This is a genomic window from Enterobacter sp. MGH 16, from assembly GCF_000493175.1.
Taxonomy (GTDB): Bacteria; Pseudomonadota; Gammaproteobacteria; order Enterobacterales; family Enterobacteriaceae; genus Enterobacter; species Enterobacter roggenkampii.
Window position 1 is genome coordinate 3,472,921 of sequence record NZ_KI535695.1, and the last position, 14,566, is coordinate 3,487,486.

The window sequence follows — 14,566 nt, forward strand, 5'->3', positions numbered from 1 at the left end:
GTGATCCGGTTACTCGTCAGCAATGCTTGCCGGTGGCCAGTTTTCCAGGCGCATGCCCAGAGACAGACCACGTGAAGCCAGCACGTCTTTAATCTCGGTAAGAGATTTTTTACCCAGGTTCGGCGTTTTCAGCAACTCAACCTCGGTACGCTGTACCAGATCACCGATATAGTGGATAGCTTCTGCCTTGAGGCAGTTAGCAGAGCGGACAGTCAATTCGAGATCGTCAACAGGGCGCAGCAGGATCGGATCGAATTCTGGTTTCTCTTCTTTCACTTCCGGCTGACGAACATCACGTAAGTCAACGAAAGCTTCCAGTTGTTCTGCCAGGATGGTTGCCGCACGACGAATCGCCTCTTCAGGATCGATTGTGCCGTTGGTTTCCATTTCGATGACCAGCTTGTCCAGGTCGGTACGCTGTTCTACACGCGCTGCTTCAACATTGTAGGCAATACGCTCTACAGGGCTGTAGCATGCGTCGACCAGCAGACGGCCGATTGGGCGCTCATCTTCTTCCGAATGAATTCGGGCAGAAGCCGGCACATAACCACGACCGCGCTGAACTTTGATACGCATGCTAATAGCTGCGTTCTCATCGGTCAGGTGGCAGATCACGTGCTGCGGCTTGACGATTTCAACATCACCGTCGTGGGTGATGTCGGCTGCAGTCACAGGGCCAATGCCAGATTTATTCAGAGTAAGAATAACTTCATCTTTACCCTGAACTCTCACCGCCAGCCCTTTCAGGTTGAGCAGGATTTCAAGGATATCTTCCTGAACGCCTTCTTTGGTGCTGTACTCATGAAGTACACCATCAATCTCAACCTCGGTCACCGCGCAACCCGGCATCGATGAGAGCAGAATACGGCGCAGTGCGTTACCCAGAGTATGGCCAAAGCCACGCTCTAAAGGCTCAAGGGTCACCTTGGCGTGCGTCGAACTCACTTGCTCGATATCTACCAGGCGCGGTTTTAGAAACTCTGTCACAGAACCCTGCATTGTGTCCTCTCTTTGGTACTAAGCTTTACTTGGAGTAAAGCTCGACGATCAGGTGTTCGTTAATGTCCGCAGACAGATCAGAACGTTCTGGCTGACGCTTGAACGTACCTTCCATCTTGCCAGCATCAACTTCCAGCCAGGTTGGCTTTTCACGCTGCTCAGCCAGCTCCAGAGCGGCCTTCACGCGAGATTGCTTTTTCGCTTTCTCACGAATGCTAACAACGTCATTCGCTTTAACCTGATAAGAAGCGATGTTAACAACACGACCGTTTACCATGATTGCTTTGTGGCTAACCAGCTGACGTGATTCAGCACGAGTAGCGCCGAAGCCCATACGGTATACAACGTTGTCCAGACGACCTTCCAGCAGAGCCAGCAGGTTTTCACCTGTGTTGCCTTTCAGACGTGCTGCTTCTTTATAGTAGTTACGGAACTGACGCTCCAGCACACCGTACATACGGCGAACTTTTTGCTTTTCACGCAACTGCACACCATAGTCAGACAGACGCGGTTTACGCGCACCGTGCTGGCCAGGAGCTTGTTCAATTTTACACTTGGTATCGATCGCGCGAACGCCAGACTTAAGGAATAAGTCGGTGCCCTCACGACGGCTCAGCTTGAGCTTAGGACCCAAATATCTTGCCATTTTCTATCTCCAACTAACCTAAAAAACGAGCGTTATACGCGACGTTTTTTCGGCGGACGACAACCGTTATGAGGGATCGGAGTCACATCAGTAATATTAGTGATGCGGAAACCAGCGGCGTTCAGAGCGCGAACAGTAGATTCACGACCCGGACCCGGACCTTTAACCATAACTTCCAGATTCTTGATGCCGTATTCTTTTACGGCTTCAGCGCAACGCTCTGCTGCAACCTGAGCTGCGAACGGAGTGGATTTGCGAGAACCACGGAAACCGGAACCACCGGCTGTTGCCCAACCCAATGCGTTACCCTGACGATCAGTAATAGTAACGATGGTGTTGTTGAAAGAAGCATGGATATGAGCCACGCCGTCAGAGACTTGTTTTCTTACACGTTTACGTGCACGAACTGGTGCCTTTGCCATTATTCAATCACCCCGATTATTTCTTGATCGGTTTGCGCGGACCCTTACGGGTACGTGCGTTGGTCTTAGTACGCTGACCGCGCACTGGCAGACCACGACGATGACGCAAACCGCGATAGCAACCAAGATCCATCAGGCGCTTGATGCTCATGCTGATTTCACGGCGCAGATCACCTTCAACGACAAATTTGGCAACTTCGTCACGCAGCGTGTCGATTTGTTCTTCAGACAGCTCACTGATCTTAACATCTTCAGCGATACCCGCTGCAGCCAGAATGGCTTTAGAACGGGTCTTGCCGATGCCGTAGATCGAAGTTAATGCGATCACAGCATGTTTCTGATCAGGAATGTTAATGCCTGCTATACGGGCCACTATGCACTCCTACTATTTAATATGTACGCACCATGCTGAAAAGCCCGTTTTCAGGATACTCAAATGGAAACGTACAGACATACAAAAGATTGGCTGGCTAATCTAGCCAGCTCAACCCAACTTTGCAAGAAAAATATGCGAAATAATCAGCCTTGGCGCTGTTTATGCTTCGGCTCGGCACTGCAAATCACACGGATGACACCATCACGCTTAACGATTTTGCAGTTACGGCATAATTTCTTGACGGAAGCACGAACTTTCATTTTTACTCTCCGTAACTTCTCAGGCGACCAATTAGCGGCCGTAGCCTTTCAGGTTCGCCTTCTTCAATGCAGACTCATACTGACTGGACATCATCAGAGTTTGCACTTGAGCCATAAAGTCCATAATCACGACAACAACGATAAGCAGTGAGGTCCCACCGAAGTAGAACGGTACTTTCATTGCATCACGCATGAACTCCGGGATCAGGCAGATAAAAGTAATATAGAGCGCACCAACCAAAGTCAGGCGGGTCATTACTTTATCGATATACTTCGCCGTTTGCTCTCCCGGACGAATTCCTGGTACAAATGCACCGGACTTCTTCAGGTTATCTGCTGTTTCACGCGGGTTGAAGACCAACGCCGTGTAGAAGAAACAGAAGAAGATGATCGCAGACGCATAGAGTAACACATAAAGTGGTTGCCCAGGCTGCAAATACAGCGAAATTGTTGTCAGCCAGTTCCAACCAGTACCGCCCCCGAACCATGACGCGATGGTTGCCGGGAACAGAATAATACTGGAAGCGAAGATAGCCGGGATAACCCCCGCCATGTTCACTTTCAGCGGTAAATGTGTGCTCTGTGCAGCATAGACACGACGACCTTGCTGACGCTTAGCGTAGTTCACCACAATGCGGCGTTGACCACGTTCAACGAAGACAACAAAGAACGTCACTGCAAATACTAATACTGCAACCAACAGCAACAGGAGGAAGTGCAGGTCGCCTTGACGCGCTTGCTCGATAGTGTGGGCGATGGCTGGCGGGAGGCCCGCAACAATACCGGCGAAGATAATGATTGAGATACCGTTACCGATACCACGCTCAGTAATCTGTTCGCCGAGCCACATCAGGAACATTGTCCCTGTGACCAGACTTACAACAGCGGTGAAGTAGAATGCAAAGCCCGGGTTTAACACCAGGCCCTGCATACCAGGCATATTCGGAAGACCGGTAGCAATACCGATCGACTGGAATATTGCCAGCACCAGAGTACCGTAACGGGTGTACTGACTAATCTTACGACGTCCAGACTCCCCTTCTTTCTTCAACTCTGCCAGGGCCGGATGAACGACCGTCAGCAGCTGGATAATAATCGATGCCGAAATGTACGGCATAATACCCAGTGCGAAGATAGAAGCACGGCTGAGAGCACCACCAGAGAACATGTTGAACATTTCAATGATGGTGCCTCGCTGTTGCTCAAGCAGTTTGGCAAGTACAGCGGCATCGATACCAGGGATCGGAATAAAAGAGCCAATACGGAACACAATCAGCGCGCCGATAACAAACAGCAGTCTGCGTTTCAGCTCGCCAAATCCACCTTTGGCACTTTGAAAATCTAATCCCGGTTGCTTAGCCATCTGCTACTTATTCCTCAATTTTACCGCCAGCAGCTTCGATAGCAGCACGAGCACCTTTAGTAACACGCAGGCCACGAACAGTTACCGGAGTAGAAACTTCACCAGCCAGGATCACTTTCGCGAACTCGATCTGGATACCGATAATGTTTGCTGCTTTCAGCGTGTTCAGGTCTACAACGCCGCCTTCAACTTTCGCCAGGTCAGACAGACGGATTTCCGCCGTGATCGCTGCTTTGCGAGAGGTGAAGCCGAACTTCGGCAGACGACGGTACAGTGGCATCTGGCCACCCTCGAAACCGCGACGTACGCCACCGCCAGAACGAGAGTTCTGACCTTTGTGACCACGACCACCGGTTTTGCCGAGGCCAGAACCGATACCACGACCCAGGCGTTTACCCGCCTTTTTAGAGCCTTCGGCCGGAGACAGAGTATTTAAACGCATCTCTTACTCCTCAACTTTAACCATGAAGTAAACCGCGTTGACCATACCACGAACAGCAGGAGTATCCTCGCGCTCAACGGTATGACCAATACGACGCAGACCCAGGCCAAGCAGCGTTGCCTTGTGTTTCGGCAGACGACCGATTGCACTGCGGGTTTGAGTGATTTTAATAGTCTTTGCCATGGTCAATTACCCCAGAATTTCTTCAACGGATTTACCACGCTTGGCAGCGACCATTTCTGGAGAATTCATATTTTCCAGGCCATCAATAGTTGCACGAACCACGTTGATCGGGTTGGTGGAACCATATGCTTTAGCCAGAACGTTATGAACCCCAGCAACTTCCAGAACGGCGCGCATTGCACCACCGGCGATGATACCGGTACCTTCTGAAGCTGGCTGCATGAATACACGAGAACCCGTGTGAACACCTTTAACTGGGTGCTGCAGGGTGCCGTTGTTCAGCGCGACGTTAATCATGTTGCGACGGGCTTTTTCCATCGCTTTCTGGATCGCTGCTGGAACTTCACGCGCTTTACCGTAACCAAAACCAACGCGACCGTTACCATCGCCTACTACAGTCAGAGCTGTGAAGGAGAAAATACGACCACCTTTAACGGTTTTAGATACGCGGTTTACCGCGATCAGCTTTTCCTGCAGTTCGCCAGCCTGTTTTTCGATGTGAGCCATCTTACACCTCTACCTTAGAACTGAAGGCCAGCTTCACGGGCAGCATCTGCCAGTGCCTGGACACGACCATGATATTGGAACCCGGAACGGTCAAAGGAAACATTGCTGATGCCTTTTTCCAGAGCGCGTTCAGCAACAGCTTTACCTACAGCTGCAGCGGCGTCTTTGTTACCGGTGTACTTCAATTGTTCTGAGATAGCTTTTTCTACAGTAGAAGCAGCTACCAGAACTTCAGAACCGTTCGGTGCAATTACCTGTGCGTAAATATGACGCGGGGTACGATGTACCACCAGGCGAGTTGCACCCAGCTCTTTGAGCTTGCGGCGTGCGCGGGTCGCACGACGGATACGAGCAGATTTCTTATCCATAGTGTTACCTTACTTCTTCTTAGCCTCTTTGGTACGCACGACTTCGTCGGCGTAACGAACACCCTTGCCTTTGTAAGGCTCAGGACGACGGTAGGCGCGCAGATCTGCTGCAACCTGACCGATCAGCTGTTTATCAGCGCCTTTCAGCACGATTTCAGTCTGAGTCGGGCATTCTGCAGTGATACCGGCCGGCAGCGGATGCTCAACAGGGTGTGAGAAGCCCAGAGACAGGCCTACTGCATTCCCTTTGATAGCTGCACGATAACCTACACCAACCAGCTGAAGCTTTTTAGTGAAGCCTTCGGTAACACCAACAACCATTGAGTTCAGCAGGGCACGCGCGGTACCAGCCTGAGCCCAACCATCCACGAAACCATCACGTGGACCGAAGGTCAGAGCGTTATCTGCATGTTTAACTTCAACAGCTTTGTTGAGGGTACGAGTCAGCTCGCCGTTTTTACCTTTGATCGTAATAACCTGACCGTCGATTTTTACATCAACGCCGGCAGGAATAACGACCGGTGCTTTAGCAACACGAGACATTCTTTCCTCCGATTAGGCTACGTAGCAGATAATTTCGCCACCAAGACCAGCCTGGCGCGCTGCACGATCAGTCATAACACCTTTAGAGGTAGAAACAACTGCGATACCAAGACCAGCCATAACTTTTGGCAGCTCATCTTTTTTCTTATAGATGCGCAGGCCTGGGCGGCTGACACGCTGAATGCTTTCTACAACAGCTTTACCCTGGAAATACTTGAGAGTAAGTTCCAGTTCCGGCTTGGTGTCGCCTTCAACTTTAAAATCTTCGATAAAACCTTCTTCCTTCAGCACGTTGGCAATTGCCACTTTCAGCTTGGCGGAAGGCATGGTGACCGCAACTTTGTTCGCGGCCTGACCGTTACGGATACGGGTCAGCATATCCGCGATCGGATCTTGCATGCTCATCTGTCTTTACTCCCGTGATTCAATTGGTAATTACCAGCTAGCCTTTTTCAAGCCTGGCACTTCACCGCGCATGGCGGCTTCACGCAGTTTGATACGGCTCAACCCAAACTTGCCCACATAACCATGTGGACGACCTGTTTGACGACAGCGGTTACGCTGACGAGACGGGCTGGAATCACGCGGCAGAGACTGCAGCTTGAGAACCGCATTCCAACGATCTTCGTCGGAAGCGTTCACATCAGAAATGATCGCTTTCAGTTCAGCGCGTTTAGCGAAGAATTTATCAGCTAAAGCTACGCGCTTTACTTCGCGTGCTTTCATTGATTGCTTAGCCATTCAGTAACCCTACCTTACTTGCGGAACGGGAAGTCAAAGGCAGCCAGCAGAGCACGGCCTTCTTCGTCAGATTTCGCAGTAGTGGTAATGGTAATATCCAAACCACGCACGCGGTCGACTTTATCGTAGTCGATTTCTGGGAAGATGATCTGCTCACGGACACCCATGCTGTAGTTACCACGACCGTCGAAAGACTTAGCGGACAAGCCACGGAAGTCACGGATACGTGGAACAGCAATAGTGATCAGGCGCTCAAAGAACTCCCACATGCGTTCGCCACGCAGAGTTACTTTACAGCCGATCGGATAGCCCTGACGGATTTTGAAGCCTGCAACAGATTTGCGTGCTTTGGTGATCAGCGGTTTTTGACCGGAGATTGCTGTCAGGTCAGCTGCTGCGTTATCCAGCAGTTTCTTGTCAGCGATCGCTTCACCAACACCCATGTTCAGGGTGATCTTCTCGACCCGAGGGACTTGCATGACAGAATTGTAGTTAAACTCGGTCATGAGTTTCTTAACTACTTCGTCTTTGTAGTAATCATGCAGTTTCGCCATCGTACTACTCCAAATTACTTGATAGTTTCGCTGTTAGACTTGAAGAAACGGACTTTTTTACCGTCTTCGAATCTAAAGCCTACACGGTCAGCCTTGCCGGTAGCCGCATTGAAGATTGCAACGTTAGAAACCTGAATAGCAGCTTCTTTTTCAACGATGCCACCTGGTTGGTTCAGGGCCGGAACCGGCTTCTGATGTTTCTTAACCAGGTTGATACCTTCAACGACAAGTTTGCCGGAAGACAGAACATTTTTTACTTTACCGCGTTTACCTTTATCTTTACCGGTTAACACGATAACTTCGTCATCACGACGGATTTTCGCTGCCATGATTCGCTCCTTAGAGTACTTCTGGTGCCAGAGAGATAATTTTCATGAACTTCTCAGTACGAAGTTCACGAGTTACCGGCCCAAAGATACGCGTGCCGATAGGCTGCTCGCTGTTATTGTTTAAAATAACGCATGCATTACCATCGAAGCGAATGACAGAACCGTCAGGGCGACGAACACCCTTCTTGGTGCGCACCACTACCGCCTTCAGCACATCACCTTTTTTGACCTTACCACGTGGAATTGCTTCTTTGATGGTGATCTTGATGATGTCGCCTACGCCTGCGTAGCGACGGTGCGAGCCACCCAGAACCTTGATACACATTACGCGACGTGCACCGGAGTTGTCGGCGACGTTCAGCATAGTCTGTTCTTGGATCATTTTAGTGCTCCGCTAATGTCAACTACTACCTGAGACTCTAAAATCAGAGCCGTTAAAAAGCCCCATATCGAGGGCGCGGCATTATAACACCGCTTCTGCAATATGGGTAGAAAAAATAAACGGCTCATCGCTGAGCCGTTTATTCGTATTGAGAAGGCGTACTGTATTACAGAACCGCTTTCTCTACAACGCGAACCAGCGTCCAGGACTTAGTCTTGGACAGTGGACGGCATTCACGGATTTCAACCTTGTCGCCGATACCACATTCGTTGTTCTCGTCATGTACGTGCAGTTTGGTCGTACGCTTGATGAATTTACCGTAGATCGGGTGTTTCACAATACGTTCGATAGCTACAACAATGGATTTCTCCATTTTGTCGCTAACAACACGACCTTGCAGAGTACGGATTTTATCGGTCATTACGCACCCGCCTTCTGAGTCAGTAAAGTCTTAACGCGTGCAACATTGCGACGCACTTGCTTCAGCAGGTGAGTCTGTTGCAGCTGGCCACTTGCAGCCTGCATACGCAGGTTGAACTGCTCACGCAGCAGGTTCAGCAGCTCAGCGTTCAGCTCTTCAACGCTTTTTTCACGCAGCTCTTTTGCTTTCATTACATCACCGTCTTAGTTACAAAGGTGGTTTTGATAGGCAGTTTCGCTGCTGCCAGGCCGAAGGCTTCACGGGCCAGCTCTTCCGGAACACCGTCCATTTCATACAGGACTTTGCCCGGTTGGATCAAGGCAACCCAGTACTCCACGTTACCTTTACCTTTACCCATACGAACTTCCAGCGGCTTCTCGGTGATCGGTTTGTCCGGGAATACACGGATCCAGATCTTACCTTGACGCTTAACTGCACGGGTCATTGCACGACGTGCTGCTTCGATCTGACGTGCAGTCAGACGACCACGGCCAACAGCTTTCAGACCGAAAGTGCCGAAGCTAACATCCGTACCCTGCGCCAGACCACGGTTGCGGCCTTTGTGCACTTTACGGAATTTTGTACGCTTTGGTTGTAACATCAGCGACGCTCCTTATTTACGGCCTTTACGCTGCTGCTTTTTAGGTTGAGCAGCCGGTTTTTCCGGTTGTTCAACAGCAGCCATACCACCCAGGATCTCACCTTTGAAGATCCATACCTTAACGCCGATTACACCGTAAGTGGTGTGCGCTTCAGAGGTGTTGTAGTCGATGTCAGCACGCAGAGTGTGCAGCGGTACGCGACCTTCACGGTACCATTCGGTACGTGCGATTTCCGCGCCGCCCAGACGGCCGCTAACTTCAACTTTGATACCTTTAGCGCCCAGACGCATTGCGTTCTGTACAGCACGCTTCATAGCACGACGGAACATAACACGACGTTCCAGCTGTGAAGTGATGCTGTCAGCAACCAATTTAGCGTCCAGTTCAGGCTTACGAACTTCAGCGATATTGATCTGTGCAGGAACGCCAGCGATATCCGCTACGACCTTGCGCAGTTTTTCTACGTCTTCGCCTTTCTTACCGATAACGATGCCAGGACGAGCAGTGTGAATAGTCACACGGATGCTCTTCGCTGGACGCTCGATAACGATACGAGATACAGACGCTTTAGCCAGTTCCTTAGTCAGGTACTGACGTACTTTAAAATCGCTGTCCAGGTTGTCAGCGAATTCTTTGGTGTTCGCAAACCAGGTAGAGTTCCATGGTTTTACAATACCCAGGCGAATACCATTAGGATGTACTTTCTGACCCATTGCTAGTCTCCAGAGTCTCAGCGATCGGACACAACCACAGTAATGTGGCTGGTGCGCTTCAGGATGCGATCTGCACGACCTTTCGCACGCGGCATAATGCGCTTCATGCTTGGGCCTTCATCTACGAAAATTTTCGCGACTTTCAGATCGTCGATGTCAGCGCCATCGTTGTGTTCAGCGTTAGCAATGGCAGATTCCAGTACTTTCTTGACCAATACCGCAGCTTTCTTGTTGGTATAGGTCAGGATGTCCAGGGCCTGCGACACTTTCTTACCGCGAATCAGGTCAGCAACAAGGCGAACCTTCTGTGCAGAAGAACGAGCATGGCGATGTTGAGCTAAAGTTTCCATCTCTTCCTCCTACCTTATTTCTTCTTCGCTTTTTTATCAGCAGCGTGGCCGCGATAAGTACGAGTCGGTGCGAATTCACCCAGTTTGTGACCAACCATTTCGTCGGTAACAAAGACTGGAACGTGCTGACGACCATTATGGACAGCGATGGTCAAACCGATCATGTTAGGAAAGATCGTTGAACGACGGGACCAAGTGCGCAGGGGCTTCTTGTCTCCGCTTTCCACCGCTTTCTCTACCTTCTTCAGCAAGTGCAGGTCAATAAAAGGACCTTTCTTGAGAGAACGTGGCATGGCTTATCCTCTAAAATTATTTGCTACGGCGACGTACGATAAATTTATCAGTACGCTTGTTGCTGCGGGTCTTCTTACCTTTGGTCTGAACGCCCCACGGAGATACCGGGTGCTTACCAAAGTTACGACCTTCACCACCACCATGTGGGTGGTCGACTGGGTTCATCGCAGTACCGCGAACGGTAGGACGAACACCACGCCAGCGTGCAGCACCTGCTTTACCCAGAACGCGCAGCATATGCTCAGCATTGCCAACTTCGCCCAGAGTAGCGCGGCAGTCTGCTTCGACTTTACGCATTTCACCAGAACGCAGACGCAGGGTGACATAAGCACCATCACGCGCAACGATCTGAACGTAAGTACCCGCGGAACGCGCCAGCTGACCGCCTTTACCTGGTTTCATTTCTACGTTATGAACGGTAGAGCCAACCGGGATATTGCGCATCGGCAGGGTGTTGCCTGCTTTGATTGCAGCATCAACGCCAGACTGAATCTGGTCGCCAGCTTTCAGGCCTTTAGGGGCCAGGATGTAACGGCGTTCGCCGTCTTTGTACAGAACCAGCGCGATGTTCGCGGAACGGTTCGGATCGTACTCAAGACGTTCAACAACTGCTGGGATACCGTCTTTGTTGCGTTTGAAGTCAACAATACGATAAGCCTGCTTGTGGCCACCACCGATGTGACGAGTGGTGATACGGCCATTGTTGTTACGACCACCGGATTTGCTGTTTTTTTCCAGCAACGGAGCAAAAGGTTTGCCCTTGTGCAGCTCAGGGTTAACCACTTTAACTACGTGGCGACGACCCGGAGATGTCGGTTTACATTTAACAACTGCCATTGTATTACTCCTCCGACTTACTCAGCGCCGCCAACGAAGTCCAGATTCTGGCCTTCTTTCAGGGTGACGTAAGCTTTTTTCCAGTCGCTACGACGACCGATACGCTGTCCGTGACGTTTAACTTTCCCTTTAACTACCAGGGTGTTAACGACTTCGACTTCGACTTCAAACAGTTTCTGCACAGCAGCTTTGATCTCTGCTTTGGTCGCGTCTTTAGCAACTTTGAGAACGATGGTGTTTGTTTTTTCCATCGCAGTAGACGCTTTTTCAGAAACGTGCGGTGCGCGAAGCACCTTCAGCAGACGTTCTTCACGAATCATGCCAGCATCTCCTCAACTTGCTTAACAGCATCAGCAGTCATTACGACTTTGTCGAAGGCGATCAGGCTAACCGGGTCGATACCAGTCGCATCGCGTACGTCAACCTTGTGCAGGTTACGTGCGGCCAGGAACAGGTTCTCGTCCAGCTCACCGGTGATGATCAGCACATCTTCCAGAGCCATGTCTTTCAGTTTCTGTGCCAGCAGCTTAGTTTTAGGCGCTTCAACAGAGAACTTCTCGACAACGATCAGACGATCCTGACGTACCAGTTCGGACAGGATGCTTTTCAGCGCGCCGCGGTACATCTTTTTGTTAACTTTTTGACTGTGGTCCTGTGGACGCGCAGCGAAGGTCACGCCACCTGAACGCCAGATCGGGCTCTTGATAGAACCTGAACGCGCACGGCCGGTACCTTTCTGGCGCCATGGCTTTTTGCCAGAACCAGTTACTTCAGCACGAGTCTTCTGAGCACGAGTACCCTGACGAGCACCAGCTGCATAAGCAACAACAACCTGGTGAACCAGCGCTTCGTTGAAATCACGACCGAAGGTAGTTTCGGAAACAGTCAGCGCGCTCTGCGCGTCTTTCAATACTAATTCCATTGCTATCCCCTTACGCCTTCACAGCTGGTTTAACGATCAGGTCGCTACCGGTTGCACCCGGGACCGCACCTTTAACCAGCAGCAGGTTGCGCTCAGCGTCAACACGTACTACGTCCAGGCTCTGAACGGTTACACGTTCGTTACCCAGCTGACCTGCCATTTTCTTGCCTTTGAACACTTTGCCCGGAGTCTGGTTCTGACCGATAGAACCCGGAACGCGGTGAGACAAGGAGTTACCGTGAGTAGCGTCCTGGGTACGGAAGTTCCAGCGCTTAACGGTACCAGCAAAACCTTTACCTTTAGAGGTACCGGTTACGTCAACTTTTTTAACGTCAGCAAACAGCTCAACGCTAATGTCCTGACCTACGGTGAACTCTTCGCCTTCAGCAAGGCGGAATTCCCACAGACCACGGCCAGCTTCTACGCCAGCTTTAGCGAAGTGACCCGCTTCTGGTTTGGTTACACGGTTAGCTTTTTTAGCACCAGTGGTAACCTGAATAGCGCGGTAGCCATCGTTAGCCAGATCTTTAACCTGAGTAACGCGGTTTGCTTCAACTTCGATTACGGTTACTGGGATAGAAACGCCATCTTCAGTGAAGATGCGGGTCATACCCACTTTTTTACCGACTAAACCAATCATTGTTTCAACCTCTCAATCGCTCGATGACCTGATTAACCCAGGCTGATCTGCACGTCTACACCGGCAGCCAGATCCAGACGCATCAGAGCATCAACGGTTTTCTCAGTTGGCTCAACGATGTCAACCAGACGCTTGTGAGTGCGGATTTCGTACTGATCGCGCGCGTCTTTGTTAACGTGCGGAGAGATCAGAACGGTGAAGCGCTCTTTGCGGGTCGGCAGCGGGATCGGACCACGGACTTGCGCACCAGTGCGCTTAGCAGTCTCGACGATTTCCGCGGTTGATTGATCGATCAGACGATGATCAAACGCTTTAAGGCGGATACGGATTCTTTGGTTCTGCATGAGACCAGAGCTCCAATTATTTTATAAACGAAAATGATTACTCCTCAAACCCATTACGATTGATGGGAGAGTGTAACCGTTCTTACGTAGCTCCCCAATTGGGAGCATTGTTGAGTAACAAAATGAGCTACTCTGGTTCTGATTGAACCCGCCGTCAATTACGACAAGCCCGCGCATTATACGTAAATCTGGGCAAGACGCAAGTGCCGTTTAGAAATTAAGCGCCAATGTCGCAGGGTGTGTAAGAGCGCGCAACGTTTTATGCAATGTATTCTGCGGCGATGCTTTGTTTCGAGCCGCTACGCATCTCCGTTTTTTGTGCATTGCCGGACAGGCCGATTATAGCGACTATGCGTTCAAACCCGTTTGAGGCCCCTTAAATGCTGACCACCCTCCCCTTTCTGCTGATCTATCTTTCACTGACAGCATTACTGGTAAATGCCGATATTCGCTACGGTCTACTTCCCGATAAATTTCTCTGTCCGCTGCTATGGGCAGGACTGCTCTTTCAGCTCTGTATCCAACCTGATTTTCTGCCGAGTGCGGTGGCGGGTGCGATGGCCGGATATATTGCCTTTGCCGTTATTTACTGGGGCTATTGGTTTATCTGCCGGCGTGAAGGGATGGGATATGGTGATGTGAAGTACCTGGCGGCACTGGGTGCATGGCATGGCTGGTGCGTACTGCCTGCGCTGGCGTTGCTCGCGGCGCTGATGGCGCTTCTTTGTATTCTTGTTTTTTCGGTAATCCGCCCTGATAAGAAGGCAATAAAAAACCCGCTGCCTTTTGGGCCATTTCTGGCAGCAGCGGGTTTATGCGTAGGCTGGAAGACGTTGGTTATTCTTCCACTTTAATCTGTGACTGAAGATAGTTTTGCAGGCCGATTTTAGCAATGAGATCCAGCTCTGTTTCCAGCCAGTCAATATGCCCTTCTTCATCGGCCAGGATCTGAATCATCATATCTCGGCTGACGTAGTCATGTACGCTGTCAGCATAAGCAATGGCTTCACGGAGATCTTTGGCACCTTCAAGTTCTAGCCTGAGGTCGGAACGCAGCATCTCTTCGACATCTTCTCCGATGCCCAGCTTGCCGAGATCCTGCAGGTTTGGAATGCCTTCAAGGAATAAAATACGCTCGATATATTTATCAGCGTGTTTCATCTCATCGATAGATTCATGGTACTCAACGTCGTTTAAACGTTTGAGTCCCCAGTTTTTGAACATTCTCGCGTGAAGAAAATACTGGTTGATTGCGACAAGCTCATTTCCCAATAATTTATTGAGATAACTTATGATTTTAACATCACCTTTCATTATATAGTCCCTCC

The 14,566-nt window shown here is 50.4% G+C and carries 29 protein-coding genes; 1 reads left to right on the top strand and 28 read right to left on the bottom strand.

The features are described from left to right. Positions 1-9: 9 nt before the first annotated feature. The 27 genes from rpoA to rpsJ all read right to left on the bottom strand — a co-directional run bounded on the left by rpoA (position 10) and on the right by rpsJ (position 13,238). Complete coding sequence (gene rpoA / locus L362_RS06585; RefSeq protein ID WP_002919219.1) at positions 10-999, bottom strand: DNA-directed RNA polymerase subunit alpha; 990 nt, start codon at positions 997-999, stop codon at positions 10-12. Between the two features lie 25 nt (positions 1,000-1,024). Then, positions 1,025-1,645, bottom strand: a complete 621-nt coding sequence (gene rpsD, locus L362_RS06580) for a 30S ribosomal protein S4 (protein WP_004868345.1) — start codon at positions 1,643-1,645, stop codon at positions 1,025-1,027. Between the two features lie 32 nt (positions 1,646-1,677). Then, positions 1,678-2,067: a 30S ribosomal protein S11 gene (gene rpsK / locus L362_RS0123140; protein WP_003863312.1), complete on the bottom strand. Its 390-nt coding sequence runs from the start codon at positions 2,065-2,067 to the stop codon at positions 1,678-1,680. Between the two features lie 16 nt (positions 2,068-2,083). After that, on the bottom strand, positions 2,084-2,440 hold the full coding sequence (gene rpsM, locus L362_RS06575) for a 30S ribosomal protein S13 (RefSeq protein ID WP_008503488.1): 357 nt from the start codon (positions 2,438-2,440) through the stop codon (positions 2,084-2,086). Positions 2,441-2,586: 146 nt separating this feature from the next. Further along, the gene (rpmJ, locus tag L362_RS0123145) at positions 2,587-2,703 is read right to left on the bottom strand and encodes a 50S ribosomal protein L36 (protein WP_000868187.1); all 117 of its coding nucleotides are present in this window, start codon (positions 2,701-2,703) and stop codon (positions 2,587-2,589) included. Positions 2,704-2,734: 31 nt separating this feature from the next. Beyond that, positions 2,735-4,066: a preprotein translocase subunit SecY gene (secY, locus tag L362_RS06570; RefSeq protein WP_003863305.1), complete on the bottom strand. Its 1,332-nt coding sequence runs from the start codon at positions 4,064-4,066 to the stop codon at positions 2,735-2,737. A gap of 7 nt (positions 4,067-4,073) precedes the next feature. Continuing rightward, on the bottom strand, positions 4,074-4,508 hold the full coding sequence (rplO, locus tag L362_RS06565) for a 50S ribosomal protein L15 (protein WP_003863304.1): 435 nt from the start codon (positions 4,506-4,508) through the stop codon (positions 4,074-4,076). A 3-nt stretch (positions 4,509-4,511) separates the two neighbouring features. After that, complete coding sequence (gene rpmD, locus L362_RS06560; RefSeq protein ID WP_003863301.1) at positions 4,512-4,691, bottom strand: 50S ribosomal protein L30; 180 nt, start codon at positions 4,689-4,691, stop codon at positions 4,512-4,514. 6 nt (positions 4,692-4,697) lie between these two features. Then, complete coding sequence (gene rpsE, locus L362_RS06555; protein ID WP_003863299.1) at positions 4,698-5,198, bottom strand: 30S ribosomal protein S5; 501 nt, start codon at positions 5,196-5,198, stop codon at positions 4,698-4,700. Between the two features lie 14 nt (positions 5,199-5,212). Beyond that, on the bottom strand, positions 5,213-5,566 hold the full coding sequence (gene rplR, locus L362_RS06550) for a 50S ribosomal protein L18 (RefSeq protein ID WP_003863297.1): 354 nt from the start codon (positions 5,564-5,566) through the stop codon (positions 5,213-5,215). Positions 5,567-5,575: 9 nt separating this feature from the next. Then, entirely contained in the window at positions 5,576-6,109 is a 534-nt protein-coding gene (rplF, locus tag L362_RS06545; protein ID WP_003863296.1) for a 50S ribosomal protein L6, read from the bottom strand. 12 nt (positions 6,110-6,121) lie between these two features. Further along, positions 6,122-6,514 (bottom strand): 30S ribosomal protein S8, encoded by a 393-nt coding sequence (gene rpsH / locus L362_RS06540; RefSeq protein WP_006178918.1) that lies wholly within the window; start codon positions 6,512-6,514, stop codon positions 6,122-6,124. A gap of 30 nt (positions 6,515-6,544) precedes the next feature. Then, entirely contained in the window at positions 6,545-6,850 is a 306-nt protein-coding gene (rpsN, locus tag L362_RS06535; RefSeq protein WP_003863291.1) for a 30S ribosomal protein S14, read from the bottom strand. A gap of 14 nt (positions 6,851-6,864) precedes the next feature. Further along, entirely contained in the window at positions 6,865-7,404 is a 540-nt protein-coding gene (rplE, locus tag L362_RS06530) for a 50S ribosomal protein L5 (RefSeq protein ID WP_001096202.1), read from the bottom strand. A gap of 14 nt (positions 7,405-7,418) precedes the next feature. Next, positions 7,419-7,733: a 50S ribosomal protein L24 gene (gene rplX, locus L362_RS06525; protein WP_003863287.1), complete on the bottom strand. Its 315-nt coding sequence runs from the start codon at positions 7,731-7,733 to the stop codon at positions 7,419-7,421. A 10-nt stretch (positions 7,734-7,743) separates the two neighbouring features. Next, positions 7,744-8,115, bottom strand: coding sequence for a 50S ribosomal protein L14 (gene rplN, locus L362_RS06520; protein WP_002919748.1), 372 nt, complete (start codon positions 8,113-8,115; stop codon positions 7,744-7,746). A 166-nt stretch (positions 8,116-8,281) separates the two neighbouring features. After that, positions 8,282-8,536, bottom strand: coding sequence for a 30S ribosomal protein S17 (gene rpsQ, locus L362_RS06515; protein ID WP_008503489.1), 255 nt, complete (start codon positions 8,534-8,536; stop codon positions 8,282-8,284). After that, positions 8,536-8,727, bottom strand: coding sequence for a 50S ribosomal protein L29 (rpmC, locus tag L362_RS06510; RefSeq protein ID WP_003863282.1), 192 nt, complete (start codon positions 8,725-8,727; stop codon positions 8,536-8,538). Before rpmC ends, rpsQ begins: the two co-directional genes overlap by 1 nt. Continuing rightward, positions 8,727-9,137: a 50S ribosomal protein L16 gene (rplP, locus tag L362_RS06505; RefSeq protein ID WP_002919759.1), complete on the bottom strand. Its 411-nt coding sequence runs from the start codon at positions 9,135-9,137 to the stop codon at positions 8,727-8,729. Before rplP ends, rpmC begins: the two co-directional genes overlap by 1 nt. 12 nt (positions 9,138-9,149) lie before the next feature. Continuing rightward, on the bottom strand, positions 9,150-9,851 hold the full coding sequence (gene rpsC / locus L362_RS06500; protein WP_000529945.1) for a 30S ribosomal protein S3: 702 nt from the start codon (positions 9,849-9,851) through the stop codon (positions 9,150-9,152). Between the two features lie 17 nt (positions 9,852-9,868). Then, positions 9,869-10,201 carry a 50S ribosomal protein L22 gene (rplV, locus tag L362_RS06495; RefSeq protein WP_002919773.1) on the bottom strand — a complete coding sequence of 111 codons (333 nt, stop codon included), beginning with the start codon at positions 10,199-10,201 and terminating at the stop codon, positions 9,869-9,871. A gap of 14 nt (positions 10,202-10,215) precedes the next feature. Then, positions 10,216-10,494 carry a 30S ribosomal protein S19 gene (gene rpsS, locus L362_RS06490; protein WP_001138117.1) on the bottom strand — a complete coding sequence of 93 codons (279 nt, stop codon included), beginning with the start codon at positions 10,492-10,494 and terminating at the stop codon, positions 10,216-10,218. Between the two features lie 16 nt (positions 10,495-10,510). Continuing rightward, on the bottom strand, positions 10,511-11,332 hold the full coding sequence (gene rplB, locus L362_RS06485) for a 50S ribosomal protein L2 (RefSeq protein ID WP_008457150.1): 822 nt from the start codon (positions 11,330-11,332) through the stop codon (positions 10,511-10,513). Positions 11,333-11,349: 17 nt separating this feature from the next. Beyond that, positions 11,350-11,652, bottom strand: a complete 303-nt coding sequence (rplW, locus tag L362_RS06480; RefSeq protein ID WP_000617546.1) for a 50S ribosomal protein L23 — start codon at positions 11,650-11,652, stop codon at positions 11,350-11,352. Then, a complete protein-coding gene (rplD, locus tag L362_RS06475) occupies positions 11,649-12,254 on the bottom strand; it encodes a 50S ribosomal protein L4 (protein ID WP_000424395.1) in 606 nt (201 codons plus the stop codon). The genes rplW and rplD overlap by 4 nt, the downstream gene beginning before the upstream one ends. A 10-nt stretch (positions 12,255-12,264) precedes the next feature. Continuing rightward, positions 12,265-12,894: a 50S ribosomal protein L3 gene (rplC, locus tag L362_RS06470; RefSeq protein ID WP_003863274.1), complete on the bottom strand. Its 630-nt coding sequence runs from the start codon at positions 12,892-12,894 to the stop codon at positions 12,265-12,267. Positions 12,895-12,926: 32 nt separating this feature from the next. Beyond that, positions 12,927-13,238: a 30S ribosomal protein S10 gene (gene rpsJ / locus L362_RS06465; RefSeq protein ID WP_001181005.1), complete on the bottom strand. Its 312-nt coding sequence runs from the start codon at positions 13,236-13,238 to the stop codon at positions 12,927-12,929. 380 nt (positions 13,239-13,618) lie between these two features. Here rpsJ and L362_RS06460 point away from each other — a divergent pair, with 380 nt between their 5' ends. Then, complete coding sequence (locus tag L362_RS06460) at positions 13,619-14,092, top strand: prepilin peptidase (RefSeq protein WP_021242968.1); 474 nt, start codon at positions 13,619-13,621, stop codon at positions 14,090-14,092. Here L362_RS06460 and bfr read toward each other — a convergent pair. Further along, positions 14,076-14,552 (bottom strand): bacterioferritin, encoded by a 477-nt coding sequence (bfr, locus tag L362_RS06455; protein ID WP_008503492.1) that lies wholly within the window; start codon positions 14,550-14,552, stop codon positions 14,076-14,078. The two genes, L362_RS06460 and bfr, sit on opposite strands and share 17 nt — an antisense overlap. Between the last annotated feature and the right edge of the window lie 14 nt (positions 14,553-14,566).

Excerpts from the sequence above, each read along its gene's own strand:
- rpoA (WP_002919219.1), bottom strand. The coding sequence starts at position 999 with ATGCAGGGTTCTGTGACAGAGTTTCTAAAACCGCGCCTGGTAGATATC.
- rpsD (WP_004868345.1), bottom strand. The coding sequence starts at position 1,645 with ATGGCAAGATATTTGGGTCCTAAGCTCAAGCTGAGCCGTCGTGAGGGC.
- rpsK (WP_003863312.1), bottom strand. The coding sequence starts at position 2,067 with ATGGCAAAGGCACCAGTTCGTGCACGTAAACGTGTAAGAAAACAAGTC.
- rpmJ (WP_000868187.1), bottom strand. The coding sequence starts at position 2,703 with ATGAAAGTTCGTGCTTCCGTCAAGAAATTATGCCGTAACTGCAAAATC.
- secY (WP_003863305.1), bottom strand. The coding sequence starts at position 4,066 with ATGGCTAAGCAACCGGGATTAGATTTTCAAAGTGCCAAAGGTGGATTT.
- rplO (WP_003863304.1), bottom strand. The coding sequence starts at position 4,508 with ATGCGTTTAAATACTCTGTCTCCGGCCGAAGGCTCTAAAAAGGCGGGT.
- rpmD (WP_003863301.1), bottom strand. The coding sequence starts at position 4,691 with ATGGCAAAGACTATTAAAATCACTCAAACCCGCAGTGCAATCGGTCGT.
- rpsE (WP_003863299.1), bottom strand. The coding sequence starts at position 5,198 with ATGGCTCACATCGAAAAACAGGCTGGCGAACTGCAGGAAAAGCTGATC.
- rplR (WP_003863297.1), bottom strand. The coding sequence starts at position 5,566 with ATGGATAAGAAATCTGCTCGTATCCGTCGTGCGACCCGCGCACGCCGC.
- rplF (WP_003863296.1), bottom strand. The coding sequence starts at position 6,109 with ATGTCTCGTGTTGCTAAAGCACCGGTCGTTATTCCTGCCGGCGTTGAT.
- rpsH (WP_006178918.1), bottom strand. The coding sequence starts at position 6,514 with ATGAGCATGCAAGATCCGATCGCGGATATGCTGACCCGTATCCGTAAC.
- rpsN (WP_003863291.1), bottom strand. The coding sequence starts at position 6,850 with ATGGCTAAGCAATCAATGAAAGCACGCGAAGTAAAGCGCGTAGCTTTA.
- rplE (WP_001096202.1), bottom strand. The coding sequence starts at position 7,404 with ATGGCGAAACTGCATGATTACTACAAAGACGAAGTAGTTAAGAAACTC.
- rplX (WP_003863287.1), bottom strand. The coding sequence starts at position 7,733 with ATGGCAGCGAAAATCCGTCGTGATGACGAAGTTATCGTGTTAACCGGT.
- rplN (WP_002919748.1), bottom strand. The coding sequence starts at position 8,115 with ATGATCCAAGAACAGACTATGCTGAACGTCGCCGACAACTCCGGTGCA.
- rpsQ (WP_008503489.1), bottom strand. The coding sequence starts at position 8,536 with ATGACCGATAAAATCCGTACTCTGCAAGGTCGTGTTGTTAGCGACAAA.
- rpmC (WP_003863282.1), bottom strand. The coding sequence starts at position 8,727 with ATGAAAGCAAAAGAGCTGCGTGAAAAAAGCGTTGAAGAGCTGAACGCT.
- rplP (WP_002919759.1), bottom strand. The coding sequence starts at position 9,137 with ATGTTACAACCAAAGCGTACAAAATTCCGTAAAGTGCACAAAGGCCGC.
- rpsC (WP_000529945.1), bottom strand. The coding sequence starts at position 9,851 with ATGGGTCAGAAAGTACATCCTAATGGTATTCGCCTGGGTATTGTAAAA.
- rplV (WP_002919773.1), bottom strand. The coding sequence starts at position 10,201 with ATGGAAACTTTAGCTCAACATCGCCATGCTCGTTCTTCTGCACAGAAG.
- rpsS (WP_001138117.1), bottom strand. The coding sequence starts at position 10,494 with ATGCCACGTTCTCTCAAGAAAGGTCCTTTTATTGACCTGCACTTGCTG.
- rplB (WP_008457150.1), bottom strand. The coding sequence starts at position 11,332 with ATGGCAGTTGTTAAATGTAAACCGACATCTCCGGGTCGTCGCCACGTA.
- rplW (WP_000617546.1), bottom strand. The coding sequence starts at position 11,652 with ATGATTCGTGAAGAACGTCTGCTGAAGGTGCTTCGCGCACCGCACGTT.
- rplD (WP_000424395.1), bottom strand. The coding sequence starts at position 12,254 with ATGGAATTAGTATTGAAAGACGCGCAGAGCGCGCTGACTGTTTCCGAA.
- rplC (WP_003863274.1), bottom strand. The coding sequence starts at position 12,894 with ATGATTGGTTTAGTCGGTAAAAAAGTGGGTATGACCCGCATCTTCACT.
- rpsJ (WP_001181005.1), bottom strand. The coding sequence starts at position 13,238 with ATGCAGAACCAAAGAATCCGTATCCGCCTTAAAGCGTTTGATCATCGT.
- L362_RS06460 (WP_021242968.1), top strand. The coding sequence starts at position 13,619 with ATGCTGACCACCCTCCCCTTTCTGCTGATCTATCTTTCACTGACAGCA.
- bfr (WP_008503492.1), bottom strand. The coding sequence starts at position 14,552 with ATGAAAGGTGATGTTAAAATCATAAGTTATCTCAATAAATTATTGGGA.